This window comes from Piscirickettsia salmonis LF-89 = ATCC VR-1361 (assembly GCF_000297215.2).
Classification (GTDB): domain Bacteria; phylum Pseudomonadota; class Gammaproteobacteria; order Piscirickettsiales; family Piscirickettsiaceae; genus Piscirickettsia; species Piscirickettsia salmonis.
Genome location: NZ_AMFF02000026.1, coordinates 1 through 15,686, shown reverse-complemented (window position 1 = coordinate 15,686; position 15,686 = coordinate 1). Strand labels below are relative to the sequence as shown.

Below are 15,686 nucleotides of genomic sequence, written 5' to 3'. Positions count from 1 at the left end.
AAATTTAGAGTGTTTTATGAGCTATCAGGTGCTCGCACGCAAGTGGCGGCCGAAAAACTTTATGCAGATGGTTGGGCAGCAGCATGTCCTAAAGTCATTGCAACATGCTTTAGATGCAGGTCGGCTGCATCATGCTTATCTGTTCACAGGGACGCGTGGTGTTGGTAAGACCACCTTATCACGTGTTTTAGCTAAATCTTTAAATTGTTTAAAAGGGGTTAGTTCAACACCTTGTGGTGTTTGCAGCGCTTGTATAGCGATTGATCAAGGGCGCTTTGTCGATTTGATTGAAGTGGATGCGGCATCACGAACGAAGGTCGAAGACACGCGTGAAATTCTAGACAATGTTCAATATGCACCGACCGAAGGCCGTTATAAGGTTTATCTGATCGATGAAGTGCATATGCTATCAACACATAGCTTTAACGCTTTATTAAAAACGTTAGAAGAGCCACCTCGGCACGTAAAATTTTTACTGGCGACAACCGACCCACAAAAGCTGCCAGCAACGGTGCTATCACGTTGTTTACGTTTTCATTTAAGGCCGATGGCGCAAGGTGATATTGAGCAATATCTCGCTTTTTTATTAGTAGAAGAGAAAGTTAGCTTTGAAAAAACAGCGCTGGCAGTACTTGCCCAAGGGGCAAAAGGCAGCATGCGTGATGCCTTAAGTTTATTGGATCAAGCAATTAGCTATGGGCAAGGTGTGGTTAAGCATGAAGATGTGGTGACGATGCTTGGTGCTGTTGATCGCGATTTGGTATTAAAGCTGCTTGAGGGGATTGCTGAGCAAAATGCATTGAAAGTGATAGAATTGACTGAGCAATTTGCACACAGTGTGGCTGATTATTCTGCGAGCTTAGAAGAACTGATTGCCATTTTGCACCGATTAGCATTAGCGCAAGTGGCGCCAAGTGCATTAGCGCAACACGAACAACACTTAAATGCACTCGCTCAGATGATGAATGCAGAGCAGGTGCAGCTTTACTATCAAATTGCACTGACCGGTTATCAAGATTTGATTGTGGCGCCTGATCAGAGAGTAGCTTTTGAAATGTTAATTCTAAGAATGTTGGCGTTTACGCAGATCGATGAGGCTGCTACATCTAGATCTAAACCTACACCCGCAGCTTCATTGTCACCTTCTGGCTCTGCCTTATCGTCTCCAATATCCTCTTCTGCATCTGCTGCTGGAGCTCAACAGGGTGCACGACAAGCGGCGATGGCAGTGGCACGACAAGAGCTTAGCCGTACGGGGGGCGGAGGAGCCCCTAGACTATTGTCATCGGCTCAAGCGTCATATCAAAATGATAAAACTAATTCGCATATTGAGCGAGCAGAGCGCTCTTTTGTTGGTGAGCAGCCTCATGGTGAGCAAAAGAATGTGCAGCAGGCTAAATCTCCGGAGGTGAGTTTTGATGCTGGCAGCCAACATGACAGCCAAGGGCAGCAAGCGTCGGCTCAGCTAAATTGGCATGAGCTTATGCGTCAGTTGCGATTGGTCGGCGTAGTTAAGCAATTAGCGGCTCATTGCTGTTTACATTCTTTTGATGGCAACACATTAATTTTGTATCTTGATCCTCAGCATGCGGGCTTAAAAACCGCTAGAACTGAGCAAAGCTTACTTCAGGCATTGCACCAGCGCTTAGGTCAGGTACAATTACTGATTGAATTAAAACGCTCCTCACAAGAAACGCCTGCGGCGCAGGGGGTTCGCATTGCCAAGGCAGAGCATGCGGGTGCGGTTGATGCGTTTGTGCAAGATGCCAAGGTACAAGCGTTGCAGACAGAGTTTGGCGCACGGGTTGATGAGTCCAGTATTCAATGGATCAAGCCTTAAGTCGCTTAAATAACGTTAAGTACGTTATAAATGTTTATAGTATAGTTAGGTGTTAAATCGTTAAATAAATAATGAATGAGGAATAACGTATGTTTGGTGGTAAAGGTGGTTTAGGTAACCTGATGAAGCAAGCGCAAGAAATGCAAGAGAAAATGCAAAAAGCGCAAGAAGAAATTGCTCAAATGGAAGTGATCGGTGAAGCTGGAGCAGGCATGGTGAAAGTGACGATGACAGGTCGCCATGATGTTAAGCGTGTTAACTTAGATGAGAGCTTAATGCAAGAAGATAAAGAGTTCTTAGAGGACTTAATCGCTGCGGCTGTCAATGACGCCGTGCGTAAAATTGAGACAGAAAGCAAGGATAGAATGGGCGGCATGGCTGAGGGTATGAATTTACCTGCAGGTTTTAAATTACCATTTTAATATAAAATTAAAGCGTACTATCTATAAGTTATGGCAGATAAAATACAGCAGCTGGTTCAAGCATTTAAATGCTTGCCAGGCGTTGGTACCAAAGGTGCGCAACGCATGGCCTATCATCTTTTGGAGCGTGGTCGCCAGCAGGCGGAGCATTTAGGTAAGGCTTTATTAGAAGCTGTGAATGAGGTGCAGCACTGTCAAAAGTGTCGTACCTTGTGCATGGAGTCGGTTTGCTCGGTATGCAATGATTCACGGCGTGATCAGGGGTTATTGTGCATTGTCGAATCGCCAATGGATCAGCGCGCGATTGAGCAAACGGGTATGTATCAGGGCTGTTATTTTGTTTTATTAGGGCGTTTATCGCCGTTAGATGGTTTGGGTCCTGATGAAATTGGCTTGATGGCGTTAGAACAGCGTGTGCAAGAAGGCGTGATCAATGAGGTGGTATTAGCTACCAGTTCAACGGTAGAAGGTGAAGCAACAGCCCACTTTATTGCGGATCAGCTCAAGGGGGCTTGTAAAGTCACGCGGATCGCTCATGGGGTGCCTTTTGGTGGTGAGCTGGAGTTTGTCAATAGTGGTACATTATCACATGCGTTTGAATTGCGCCGCGAATTTAATTATTCATGACGGTTATTTTAGCAGATGATGCGATTCCTTATTTAGATCAAATTTTTGGTCAAAATAAGCCGCAGCAGCTGAGCGTAGTGCAGTGTCCAGGGCGAGAAATAGCATCAGCGGATTTGACTGCGGTTGATGGCCTATTACTTAGAACCGTGACGCAAGTTAATCGCCAGCTCTTGGAAAAGTCCTCGGTGCGCTATGTGGCAACGGCCTCTGCAGGGTTTGATCATTTTAATCTTGCAGATTTAGCTAGGCTCAATATTGACTGGTATGCGGCGAGGGGCTGCAATGCACGTGCGGTGGCTGAATATGTGATTGCGGTGATTGCCCTATTACAGCTGCAAGGTAAACTGGCGACTGAGTGGGTAAAAATTGGTGTTATCGGTGTGGGTCATGTTGGCTCAAAAGTCGCTGAACTATTAACTAAAATAGGGATAACGGTCATTTGCTATGACCCGCCACGCCAGCTTTTGGATGCGAGTTTTAACAGCGCAGATTTAGATGCGCTTTATCACTGTCATATGCTCAGTTGTCATTTGCCCTTGGTTCGCCAAGGCCGCGATGCGACTATAGGACTGATTGACCCGTTATTAGCAGATTTAGCTGATAAAACGATTATTTTAAATGCAGGGCGAGGTGAGTCGTTATCATTATCGGCGATTAGAAAACATCCTGAGCATGATTATATTCTTGATGTGTGGGATTCTGAGCCAAGTATTCGCCTCTGTGATTTAAATTTAAAGCAAATCAAGTTGATGACACCGCATATTGCTGGGTATGGGATCCGGGACAAATATAATGCCAGTTGTATGGCAGCACATTGGTTGGCAACAAAGCTTGCAATTAATTACCAGCCGGTGGCCTTGCCTACTGCTGAGTTATTGGATGCTCGTACTGCAAAAACGTGGCAAGAGGCTGTTTTAATGGCATATGATCCACGTGTGGACCAGATGAAAATCAGGGCACTTGCTGGTAGTGCAGATAATATAGATTCAGGGTCGGTAATGATTGAATCATTGCGTAAAAGCTATGCATTAAGAGCGCCTTTCGCTCGTGATATTAAGACTAGCTGCTTGAAAAAAAATGAGATGAGTATGTTATCAAAACTGGGTTTTAGCTTATTGTAGGTTTTTTATCCTGTCATCTTTATTTCATTTTATTTTATTTTTAATTGTAATTAATTTAATGATATTTTTGGTGATTATTAGGATTCAGATGATGAGGACATAGGATGATTTTAATTTGAGTGGTATAAAAATGGTATGAAAAATATGCCGGATATAGTCAATGCTGATATTGAGCAGTATTGTCACGAGATAACACAGCCTGAGTCACCGTTGTTGCGAGAGCTAGTGGCAGACACCTGGGAAAACATGAGTGGCCCGCAGATGATGACTGGACGGGTACCCGCTAAATTATTACGGATGTTAATTCAGTTGATGGGGGCTAAGTATGTATTAGAGCTGGGGACCTATACCGGTTATTCAGCATTAACGATTGCAGAAGCCTTGCCTGAAGACGGTCACGTGATTAGCTGTGATGTGAACCCAATGTGTAAAAGTTTTTCGCGCTATTATTTTGAACAAAGCCCACATGGCTATAAAATTGACTTACGTATAGCCCCTGCCTTTGAAACCATTATGACCTTGCCAGAGAATCACTTTGACCTTGTTTTTTTGGATGCAGATAAAGCGAACTACTTGAAATATTACGAAGCGACCCTATCTAAGCTAGTACGTGGTGGATTACTCGTGATTGATAATGCCTTATGGTATGGCGAGGTCCTCGTGCCAAGAAGTAAGCATGCGATCGGTGTTCATGAACTCAATGCTCATCTCACCGCGGATGAACGTGTTGAAAATGTCTTGCTGACCATCAGAGATGGCATGCACTTGGTTCGTAAAAAATAGTATTTAACTGAACTGAACTGAACTGAACTTAAATTAAATTTAGAAAAGTAGAGGATGAGAGATGGCTGTGGCTGAAGCAAAGACACATGGTTTCCAAACTGAAGTAAAACAATTATTAAAGTTGATGATTCACTCGTTGTACTCTAATAAGGAAATTTTCCTAAGAGAATTAGTTTCTAATGCTGCAGATGCAATTGATAAATTACGTTTTGAAGCAGTATCGAATGAAAGCCTTTATGAAAACGATGCTGAATTAAAGGTGTGGATTGAGCCAAATACAGAAGCGCGTACCTTAACCATTCGTGACAACGGCATAGGCATGAGCCAAGATGAGGTGATGGAAAATCTAGGGACGATTGCAAAGTCAGGCACCAAGCAATTCTTAGAGTCTTTAAGCGGTGATCAAGCCAAAGATGCTCACCTGATTGGTCAATTTGGTGTTGGTTTTTATTCAGCGTTTATGGTGGCTGATCGTGTGGTGGTGAAAACACGCCGTGCCGGTGCTGCTGCTGATAGTGGAACTATTTGGGTTTCTGCAGGTGAGGGGGAGTATAGCATTGAAGATACTCATTTAGAGAACCGTGGTACCGAGATCACCTTGCATCTTAAAGAAGATGATAGTGAGTTCTTAGAAGAATATCGCTTGAAAAATATCATTCAGACCTATTCTGATCATATTTCTACGCCAATTTTCTTGATTACGCATGAAGAGCAACAAGAAGAAGCACAAGAAGGTGAAGAGCCAAAGCCTGCTGAAACTGTACGCAAAGAAGAACAAGCCAATAGTGCAACGGCATTATGGACACGGGCTAAATCAGAGATTACAGATGAGCAATATGCTGAGACTTATAAACAAATTTCCCATGATTTTGAAGAGCCTTTAATCTGGTCGCACAACAAAGTTGAAGGAAAAACTGAATACACTAGTCTATTATATATTCCTAAAAAAGCACCGTTTGACTTATTTAACCGTGAAAAACGTGAAGGTATTAAGTTGTATGTACGCCGTATCTTTATTATGGATGATGCTGAGCACTTACTGCCGAACTATTTACGTTTTGTTCGTGGTGTGATTGATTCGAATGATTTACCACTGAACGTTTCGCGTGAAATTTTACAAAGTAATAAAATCATCGATACGATTCGTACCGCTGCTGTTAAGCGGGTATTAGGCTTAATAGAAAAAATTGCCAAAGATGATGATAAACAAAAATACACTGATTTTTGGGCTCAATTTGGTCGTGTATTAAAAGAAGGTCCTGCTGAAGATTTTGCTAATCGTGAGCGGATTGCGAAGTTATTCCGTTTTGCTTCAACTCATACAGGGACAGAAACACAGACGGTTTCTTTTGAAGATTATATCGCGCGCATGAAAGAAGGCCAGGATAAAATTTATTATATTACCGCAGAAAGCTATGCCGCAGCGAAAAATAGCCCGCAGCTAGAAGCTTTTGCTAGTAAAGAGATTGAAGTTTTATTACTATCAGACTCAGTCGATGAATGGTGGGTTAGCTATTTAAATGAATTTGAAGGTAAAAAGTTACAGTCTGCAAGTAAAGGTACGCTTGATTTAGGCGATGATGAAGCAACGAAAGAAAAACAAGAACAGCTCGAAGGTGATAATGCGGATTTAATCAAGAAGGTGAAAGAAGCCTTGGGTGATAAAGTGAAAGATGTCCGTGTGAGTTTACGCTTAACGGCCTCTCCTGCTTGTATTGTTGCTGATGAGAATGATATGAGTGCGCACATGCAACGGATTATGAGTGCGGCAGGTCAAGCGATGCCCATGGCCAAGCCAATTTTAGAGCTCAATCCTGAGCATGCATTATTTGCAAAATTACAAGCTGCTGCAGGAGAGGATAGTGCATTTGCAGATTGGTCTAACGTATTGCTAGATCAAGCGATTTTAGCTGAAGGTGGCCAGCTAGAGGACCCTGCGAGTTTCGTTAAACGTATGAATGGCTTGTTGGTCTAAATATAGACGGTAACTACTTATTTTTAATATAAAAAAGCAGCTTCGGCTGCTTTTTTTGTGTTGTAAATATACTGGAATGAATTTAAAAAAACTGAAGCTTTGATAGTAAAGTTTTTCGAAAATATCTAGTGACGCCTATTCAACGGTAAATTACCCTATTTTTGCACGATAAAGGAATAACCGTGAACAGTGAGGGAGTTTATTATGCCAGTGATTGGCGCTTTAACGAGGAAGACAAGGGTTGATATTGAGGCAGAACTTGCAGCTGAACGCAAGATTGCTGTACTTGAAAGTCGACGCCCTGAGCTAAAAAATATCGAGGTTGTTGGAGAAGACTTAAGTGCTCTCGATTTGTCTGGTGTGCACATTTATAATTCGCGCTTTATAGGTGGCGTCAGATTTATAAAGTCAAACTTAAGGAATGTTTGCTTTAATACAGTCGATATGCCCCATGCAAATTTAGCTGAAGTGTGTTTATCTGGGGCTGTATTTATTGGTGTTGATTTTAGCTATGCCAGCTTTAATGAAGCCGAGCTTGGTGAGTTGGGAACTCGGATTGAATTTAGGGAGTGTAATCTAGATCATAGTCAATTCAAGAAAGTCGTTATGCCCGGAGTGCATTTTGCCGCAAGGACAACGGCGCGCGGGGCAAATTTTTCCCGAGCAGAGTTTGAAGATGGTGTGATTATGGAGTCAACTTTTGATCATGCGGTGTTTGAGAGTGCTGAGTTACGGAATATGGTGATTGCTGAGTCATGTTTAAAGGAAGCCACTTTTTTTGATGTTCGTGCCCGGTCAATTCGTATGATTAATGTAAATTGCTCGCAATCAAACTTAATCAGAGGCGACTTTCGATTCAGCGATATTAGCCGTGTAATTTTTGATGGTTCTGATTGTACCGACTCAAGGTGGAATGGCTTTCTTGTGGGTGATGGGGGTGTTTCGTTTAAAGACGCAAAGTTAATACGCGCAAGGTTTCGCGGGGCAGATGAAGATTTTGAAGCTGTGAATATGCGGGGAGTTACCATTGATGCAAAAAGCTTTGAAAAATTGCCGCTGGCTCGACGTAGAGAGATTATCATGTGCATGAATGAGGAGGCTCGACAGGCACTACAGCTTCCTGATTTATTACCACGTGACTTAAAACAAGTGGTTGGCAGTTTCTTTTTATTTGAAAAAGCAGTACATGAGAAGGCACAACAACAAGCCTCACTGCCTCCAGCTGTTACGTTGGATTTTTGATTTAAAAAGGCAGCTTAAGCTGCCTTTGTTGGGTAGTTAGAGTTGGAAGATTGCTGGATTAGCCAGCAGCCGCTGCAACGACAGGAAGGGCTTCGACAGGAGGTCGGCTTACGCTTCCTGCATCAGTGATAAATGCAGCATGAAAAATATTACCTTTGGTTTCGTTATGTAGATTGGCTTCAGTTGTCCTATCTTGTCTTAATTTCTTATCATTGACTCCTAGAAAGCCTCTTAAAATATCTCTTTCAAAGTCAAGTTTCTTTGTTGTATTACTCGGATCAATGACCGCCCTAATAAGAGAGTCTGCCTCTATTAGATTGATAACAAAGTTACCTGTCGTTGTTGCATTCTTAGCAAAGCCTCCATCAGAGCCTCGATGTTGGCAGGCGACGCCAAGAACTTGCTTTAGCATCATTTTGAAATCACTATCAGACATGAAATCTTCTTTAAGTGTTTGTAAATCATCCCGCAGTAGTTCTAGGATTTTTCCTTTATTGGTGCCTGCAAGGTTTTTCTCAGATTTTTCTAGAGCTTTGACTACAATTTCGAATAGATTACCCGTTCTCCTCGTATTATCACTCGGGCTAAGTGCAGTATTCACTTCTTTTCGTTGGAGTTCTTCTGATTTAGGTTGAGTTTCTGAAGCGAGCTTGTCTTCTAACTCTGTAATTCTATCTGCTTGAGCTTCAGCTTTGGCTTCACTATCAGCCTTGAGAGCTTCATATTGAGCTGAGAGAGACTCAAATACTTTACGCAGTTTTTCTAGCTCTCTTTCAGCACTTGATAGCACTGCTCTCGCACAAACCAGTTGCTCTTTAGCATTGCCGATCAGCTGTGTGACTTGCTCTGAATCCTTAAGACAGATTTTTGCCGCAGCACGAAACTCTACGAGCAATTTTTCCAAGAAATCGACTTGCTGTTGATGGCGGGCCGTCTGTCTATTACGGATTCGTTTAAACTCCTCTTTATCTGGGACACTGTTTGCCATTGCACGTAGGTCTTCCATCAAGATTTGGTTATTTTCCTCTAGTTGCTTAGAGTGTTCAATGACTAAACCTTCAAGGTACTCAAAGCTGTGCCTTATTTGAACATCTTTTTTTTGCATAGCATCTTGTGCTTGCCCTAGAAGTGTTTCAGAGGTAGCGAGCTTGTCTTGAGCGGTGGTGAGGTCAACTTTCATTGTTTCACCACTTTTCTTTAATTGATCAATTGTAGAATTTGCTTCATCTAACTCTTTTCCTATCTCACGAAAGCCGTTTTTAGCTGCAGTAGCGGCAACGTGTTGTGTGAGAGCCAGTGTTCTTAATCGTGCCATCTCCTCTAGCGTGTCTGCCCTCGCAATTTTGCCGTCTTCACGTTGTTTTGCCTGTTCAGCATAGCGTTGAGTAGATTCTCTAAATCCTTTTGTATGTTCTCTAAAGTGATCTCTAATCCTTTGAGCTCGGTCTTTGGGATCTTCACTTGTTTGAGGTATATAGCCAAAAGCTAGATCAGGGCCGGAGACAGAGCCTAGCATAGCACCAGGGTGCGTTGCTCTAGTTTTTTTTGGCTTGACATGCCCACTTTCTAGCTGTTGAATAAATTTTTCTGCAAGCGCTTCAAGCTTTATTAAGTCAGCATCATATTGGATATCAAACGTAAATTGCTTGTCTTTATAGGAAACCAAATTGCCGAAAATACTTTGTGCAAGTGGGGCAAATTCTTTGCGGGAAAAGTGCTTTAATAGGTTTTGAACATGTGCTGCTAATGCAGCGTTTATGTCTTTATAATCTGTACGTGGGACAAACGGCTGTTTAGTTAGTTGCTCTTCACCAATGCCATATTTTTGCGCAACGGCGGCCACTTCTTGTTCTAATTTATGAATACTTGCAGATGATTGATCACGTGCGACGTTAAAGTGATCAGGGTCTTCGTATTTTTTAACATCTTTATAGGCGTCGTTCAGAGCCTCTTTAAATTTATGGAGCTTCTCAGCTAAACTATAAGTTGCTTGTGGCCTCATTAACCCATCTACTTGCCCAGCACTATCAAGGTGACTTATTAATGGCTGTGCATCTTGTTGATATATTTCATCCGCTTTCTTTTTAAGGAGGGCCATCGTTTCATAGCATCTTTTTCGCACGGCAGTGGTGGTGTCAGATGTACTAAATGCAAATGGGGCAGCACTAGAGGCCGACTCTGTACGTATGTGCACATTCATGTAGTGGGCTAGTCTTGCGATATCTGCTGAAATCTGTGCGAGTTGGAGCATGGCAACATAGCCGCGAGCGACCCCAAGTTTTTCTGCTTCTGAGAGGTCTGTTGTTTGAGTTTTTCCAGTGCCTGTTTTAGAGTAGTTCTTTACATTAAATTCAGAACTCTTAAAGGGTGATGTTGTTATCAGTTCTTTTAGCTGATCAGGTGTCAGTTGAAATAGAGTATCTGATTGATAATTAAAATCCTCTAATGAGGCTGCAACTTGTTGAATTACTTTGATAAGACCAAATGGATCGTCTGTTGGCAATACAGTAGCTGACTCATCGATGCTGAAAATCCCTTTTTTTTCTACTGCAGGGACAACGGTACCTACGGCTATGTCATCTAACAAGGCAGTGGTTAGAGGGGCGTGAATTGATGGAGAGCTAGCCCCCATGGTTGCGAGACGCAATGTGCTATCGGCGAATCTTCTAGAGAGTCTTTCTAAGCGTGAAAAATCTACTTCTGCATTAACAGAATCTGCGATACCTTGAAGTGCAGTATAGGCATTTATACTTTTTCGAAAGCCTTTATCCTGATCTTGCTCTTTCTGGTCTAAAGCTTGTTGGCTGCCGTCTTGTTGTTGAGTTGGCATGATCTCTAAGATACGAGCGATGAAGCTTACTCTGCTCTTGGCACCAGGCATCTGAGCGAACTGTTTAAGGAAGCTTGCAAACATTTCCAGCTTTTCAAAGTCTTTTTTGTTCCTGCCTGTTAGCCCTATTAAACCAGATGGAGAGAGCATGATATAGTGTAAATAGCAAAGTACACTATGGATTGGATCACCCGTCTTTTTTCTGTTGTTATTATAGCTCGATAGGTGGGAGCCGACTTTGCTGAGTACTCTTTCATAAGGGTTGCCATGGGCAATTTGTTCTAAAGTATATTGTTGCAACTCTTTAGGGATTCTTACTTCACCATCCTCATTATCGAGATTAAAGGGCCTGGGAAAGTCAACGGTGCCGAGTGTTCTGTCAAAGATCTCTAAAAGTTGAGTGGCTTCTTTGCGCTTTTTTTTATCTATTTGACTTTTGACATACATGGCAGTGGCGACGGCAGCACTTGTTGCAAGAGCACCTTCAGCTACTTTATCTGTGCTTACGCTAAATAATTCTTTTCCCATCAGTGAATTCCTTGAACAGTTCTTTTTTAGTTAACCTAATAAAGTGATTAAATAATAAAAATAATCGATAATATTTAATTAATATTGGTATTCTTAGTTAAAATGATAATTTCTCCATGTAGGGATTCCTTAAATTATTAGCTTTTAGCTGCTCTAATAAAATAGTTAGTAAGGGTAATATAAGCGTTGGTTTATCGCTTAATCGCCTTAACTAAATCCTGTTGTATCTGAATCAAATCGTGATTTTTCCATTGGTATACTCCTTGAATTATTCCTTCTTAATACTCCTTATTTCGCTAGTCTAACGAAAGGGCTTTGATAATGAATATAATGAAAATAATATAAATAGTTATTTATTATGTTAAGTCTCATAACGCGCTAGAGCGCAAAAGCGTTGAAGCTGAATGAAAATATATGGTTAAGACTCTTAACAATTTACTTGTGGCTATTTTTTAGTTGGCCTAATTCATATAGATAAATTGTGATAAAATTTTTACAATCTATAGTATATTTATTTTTTATAAGCTTTTATTGTATTAATTTGAGTTTATGTAAATAAAAAGTGATATTTTATTTCATAAATCTATCATGAGTTTTTGACGTATGAGCGTTGTTTCTTGCCTGTAGATAAAATAATTAAGATGTTGCTCAGTTTGTTTTAATGTTTGTGAGGCGGGTTATCTTGATGCTGCCATCTTTTTTTATCGTCTTTTTAGTTTTTTATGTGTTCTTTTAATGATGAATTTTTTTAGCTTGATCTGTTGTTGCTGTTCTAAAGCTAGGTGGGTTAGTTCTTTATTAACCGTTGCTTGTTGGTTTTGTAAGGCGATAAAGTCAGCGTGTTGTTGATGTTGATGATCTTTTATTAACCGAGTTAAATGTTCTGTTTGATTATTTAACTGGTTAAATACATATTCAGATAGGTTATTGATTGTTTTTGTTTGGTTTAATTGCTGTTGAAGATGCTGAAGGTCGCTGGTAAGTTCTTGAACACTTGCTTGATAGGATGATAAATTGGTTTTTAATTCGCTGATTTTTTGCTGATAGTGAGTTTCTAATTGCTCACAGTGGAGCTGATAGTTTTCTTGTATGTGTTCGATTGTTTTTTTAAATATTTCTTTTTCTTCAGCGAGTTGTGAACTTAGCTCATTAATATATTGCTGTTGTTGTGCATGGCTGGAGTGGTGCAATTGCTCTAGTGCTGTTAATTGTTCAGTTTTTAGTTGTTGCTCTGTGATTAGTGTTTGGTGATGTGCAGTAAGTTCTTGATGAGCTGTAGTGAGCAATTCATGCTGTGTCATCAGTTGTTGATGATTTTGTTGCCATGTATCTAACTCAAGTTCTTTGTTATTCAGCAGCTGTTGTAAATTGCTGATTTCTGCTTGAGCGTTTGATTTAATTTGTAAGATCTCATCGTCAGCTTCTTGACGCATCTTTTGCCAAACACTTTCCACGGCCCGACTGACTGGATCTGAATAGCTATTGCTAGAGGCGTCTGTGCTTTCTAGAGGGTTTTGGGATTTATAGTCATTAAAATGGCGGCTAATTGTCGTCAGGCTACCACGGCCAAGCGTTTCGCGAATTCGTGCAATGGTTGGCGTTTCACCGTGTTGTACAATACTGTCAACAGCCTCACAAACATCATGAAAGCTGATTCCATTTCGCGCCATAATCTAAAGTTACCTGTAGTTATAATTTTATATTGAGGGTATTAGATCATGGGGTCTGAGGACAGGCAAGCCTTAGGGCAATATTTATGCATTAATCTAGTTATATTTAGGCGATTTCAGTTTGATAAGGAATGGCATGGCCTACCGGGTGGGCAGAGGCCCAATTGAAGGAAAACTCAGCAGCAATAATCTCCCATTTAACCCAGCCGGTGACGTTGTATTCATTGACCCAATAATAGCCCATAATTAAAAAGCGCGTGTGTTTTTTTAGATATTCACATTTGATAATGCTAACAAGGTCTTTGATCGGAATATCAAACTCGGGCTTTAAGAGGATACTAGAATATGTTTTTAGTGTTTGCTCTGGAACGTAAATGTTAACATGGGCATCTGACTTGGTTGTGTTAGTAAAGCTTAATGTGCAGTCATTTAGACAAAGTTTTCTGTTCGTTTGATTATTAATATGATCTTCATGCATATAGACTTTTTTTAGTTTTAACGAGATCTTGCCCTTTTTAAGTATGAGTTGATCTATTTTTGCTCCATGAAAGCTTAAATGCTCAAAGTCTTGTGTGGTTTCATTTGCTGTGGTCATAGGATTTAGGCTCTCCATAGTATAGAGATTAATTAGCAAAATTTATGCCATGATTTTTTTAAATAAAAAAAACCTCGATTTGCATCGAGGGAAGTTGGAGGGAACTTTTAATAAAAAATTTCAATGAAGATTTAATTAAAAAATAGAAGTTGATTATACTTTTGTAAAGTGTTTTAAATTATTTATTTAAATTTGTTTTTTTTATTATTTAATGAATTGATTTTATTGAGGATAAAATTAGTTATTCATTATGCTTTAGATGTTGGCTTGTAGACAGGAACTTATCTATTTTTATCTGGGTCCAATAGTTTATGAGTTGCTCTGTATATTGATTAAGTAATATATTTATTTTATATTGTGATTTATTAAGTTTTTAATAAGGGAATTTTAATAAGGGAGAATGGAGTGATGAAAGGGTCGCTATATGAAAACAATCATATTTATTGAAAGTGATAAGGATGATGCAAAAGTATTTCAAGAGGTATTTAACCAATCAAAAACAATAGATTGCAAGCTTTTGATTGAAGATAATGCCGAAGAGGTATTCCAGCTTCTCAGTAATGGTGTTATTGAGGTTGATTTGCTTGTATTGGATATGAGCCAACGCAAAATTAATCCGCATTGCTTACTCAAAAAAATAAAAGATGATTTAAAAGAAGACTGTCCTTATATTTTAGTAATGGGAGAGTCGATTGCTGAATTAAGTGTTGAAAGTGCCTATCGTGAAGGTGCTGACTGTTATTTAATCAAGCCTGAAATTACATCACGCTATCAAGAAATTATTTATCATCTTGAAAATTATTTGGTAGAAAAAAAACAAATTCCAGCAGAGCTTAATTTAATTGATCAGCATAAAAATATTGCTTGATATTAATAATTATTAATTAATAATGTTATTTATTTTTTATGATGTTATGGTGATTTTTGTATTATTTGATTAATACAATGGAGCATTTTTTTTGCTGGCTTGGAAAGTTCACGTTTTTTGTGATAGATGCAGGCAAGATCAGCATAAAAACGTTTTTTTATAAATGATACTTCACGCAAATTCTGATCAATTAAGTGCTTGGGGAAGATGCTCCAACCAATTTCAGCTTCAACCATTTTTTTTATTGTCTCTAGCATATTAATATTTGATATTACTTTTGATGCTATTTGGTAATCATGACGAATATCATTGAGTATATCGTAATAGATATTAACTTTTTCAGGGGTAATGAGAGGAATTTTAGCTAGCTTAGCTATAGACTTACCTTTTTGCTTGAAAAATGGATGAGTGGCACTTAACACAACACGCATATCATTTTGCCAAATTTTTTTTATAATGATATCAGATGGTGTTTCCCTGGGTAGTGAGATAAAGCCAATTTCAATCTCATGATTTATAACAAGATCAATAATCTCACTTGATGTGCGAAAAATAAAATTATAATCAACGTCTGGAAATTTATTTTTATAAATTTTAATGAGGTTAGGCAGTCGATGGGTGGCTATATGATTATTGCAGCCGATTGTTAAGGTGCCGCAGACAGTTTGGCTAAAATTAGCAATTTTATGGGTGGCGTTTTGCCACTCAGTATAGATGGTGCGTGTATGTGGGAGAAAGGCTTGTCCTGCTTCTGTTAATACAACGCGATGGCCAATGCGTTCAAACAGCTTAGTTTTCAATTGGCTTTCCAAATTGGCAATGCGTTTAGTTACCGCCGGTTGGGTTCGCCCTCCGTCATCTGAAGTGCAACACTACTCTATACTAAGCCGCCATCAAATACTCTAAAAAAACATGATTAGGTGAGCAATAATTCAAACTCGCTCTTCTTCTGGTGTTCAATGTATGCTCTATTTTTGCTATTTCTTTGTCACTAATTTCATTAAAATCTGTCCCTTTAGGTAGAAAACGCCTTATCAAACCATTTGTGTGCTCATTTAGACCTCTATCACAAGAACGATAAGGTCTAGCAAAGTAAAAGTCTGCTTCAGTGATCTTTGAAATGGCCTCATGACCCGCAAACTCTGTTCCATTGTCACGTAAGCGTCGCTACCTCGGTAGGTATTT

The 15,686-nt window shown here is 39.9% G+C and carries 12 protein-coding genes and 2 pseudogenes; 8 read left to right on the top strand and 6 right to left on the bottom strand.

The window, feature by feature from the left end:
• The first annotated feature begins 16 nt into the window (after positions 1-16).
• From dnaX to C200_RS03800, 7 genes are all read left to right on the top strand, one after another.
• Positions 17-1,840, top strand: a complete 1,824-nt coding sequence (dnaX, locus tag C200_RS03830; protein ID WP_016209812.1) for a DNA polymerase III subunit gamma/tau — start codon at positions 17-19, stop codon at positions 1,838-1,840.
• A gap of 89 nt (positions 1,841-1,929) precedes the next feature.
• Positions 1,930-2,262 (top strand): YbaB/EbfC family nucleoid-associated protein, encoded by a 333-nt coding sequence (locus C200_RS03825; RefSeq protein WP_016209821.1) that lies wholly within the window; start codon positions 1,930-1,932, stop codon positions 2,260-2,262.
• 30 nt (positions 2,263-2,292) lie between these two features.
• A complete protein-coding gene (gene recR / locus C200_RS03820) occupies positions 2,293-2,889 on the top strand; it encodes a recombination mediator RecR (protein ID WP_016209800.1) in 597 nt (198 codons plus the stop codon).
• Positions 2,886-4,010 carry an NAD(P)-dependent oxidoreductase gene (locus tag C200_RS03815; RefSeq protein ID WP_016209802.1) on the top strand — a complete coding sequence of 375 codons (1,125 nt, stop codon included), beginning with the start codon at positions 2,886-2,888 and terminating at the stop codon, positions 4,008-4,010. Before recR ends, C200_RS03815 begins: the two co-directional genes overlap by 4 nt.
• A gap of 144 nt (positions 4,011-4,154) precedes the next feature.
• Complete coding sequence (locus C200_RS03810; RefSeq protein WP_032126325.1) at positions 4,155-4,793, top strand: O-methyltransferase; 639 nt, start codon at positions 4,155-4,157, stop codon at positions 4,791-4,793.
• Positions 4,794-4,854: 61 nt separating this feature from the next.
• Positions 4,855-6,768 carry a molecular chaperone HtpG gene (htpG, locus tag C200_RS03805; protein ID WP_016209810.1) on the top strand — a complete coding sequence of 638 codons (1,914 nt, stop codon included), beginning with the start codon at positions 4,855-4,857 and terminating at the stop codon, positions 6,766-6,768.
• A 204-nt stretch (positions 6,769-6,972) separates the two neighbouring features.
• The gene (locus C200_RS03800) at positions 6,973-8,010 is read left to right on the top strand and encodes a pentapeptide repeat-containing protein (RefSeq protein WP_016209803.1); all 1,038 of its coding nucleotides are present in this window, start codon (positions 6,973-6,975) and stop codon (positions 8,008-8,010) included.
• A gap of 58 nt (positions 8,011-8,068) precedes the next feature.
• Here the strand turns inward: C200_RS03800 and C200_RS03795 are convergent, their stop codons facing one another.
• The 3 genes from C200_RS03795 to C200_RS03785 all read right to left on the bottom strand — a co-directional run bounded on the left by C200_RS03795 (position 8,069) and on the right by C200_RS03785 (position 13,633).
• Positions 8,069-11,368: a coiled-coil domain-containing protein gene (locus C200_RS03795; RefSeq protein ID WP_016209820.1), complete on the bottom strand. Its 3,300-nt coding sequence runs from the start codon at positions 11,366-11,368 to the stop codon at positions 8,069-8,071.
• A 701-nt stretch (positions 11,369-12,069) separates the two neighbouring features.
• Entirely contained in the window at positions 12,070-13,038 is a 969-nt protein-coding gene (locus C200_RS03790; protein WP_016209817.1) for a DNA-binding protein, read from the bottom strand.
• Positions 13,039-13,144: 106 nt separating this feature from the next.
• On the bottom strand, positions 13,145-13,633 hold the full coding sequence (locus C200_RS03785; protein WP_016209809.1) for a hypothetical protein: 489 nt from the start codon (positions 13,631-13,633) through the stop codon (positions 13,145-13,147).
• A gap of 424 nt (positions 13,634-14,057) precedes the next feature.
• On the opposite strand from C200_RS03785, the gene C200_RS03780 reads away from it, so the two are divergent.
• A complete protein-coding gene (locus C200_RS03780) occupies positions 14,058-14,501 on the top strand; it encodes a DNA-binding transcriptional response regulator (protein WP_016209823.1) in 444 nt (147 codons plus the stop codon).
• 44 nt (positions 14,502-14,545) lie between these two features.
• Here C200_RS03780 and C200_RS03775 read toward each other — a convergent pair whose 3' ends face one another.
• From C200_RS03775 to C200_RS14765, 3 genes and pseudogenes are all read right to left on the bottom strand, one after another.
• Positions 14,546-15,184 (bottom strand): LysR family transcriptional regulator substrate-binding protein, encoded by a 639-nt coding sequence (locus tag C200_RS03775; RefSeq protein WP_257129624.1) that lies wholly within the window; start codon positions 15,182-15,184, stop codon positions 14,546-14,548.
• A gap of 69 nt (positions 15,185-15,253) precedes the next feature.
• Positions 15,254-15,340, bottom strand: a pseudogene (locus C200_RS16490) (LysR family transcriptional regulator); the annotation flags it as partial.
• 43 nt (positions 15,341-15,383) lie between these two features.
• Positions 15,384-15,656 (bottom strand): annotated as a pseudogene (locus C200_RS14765) (IS30 family transposase); the annotation flags it as partial.
• Positions 15,657-15,686 lie beyond the last annotated feature (30 nt).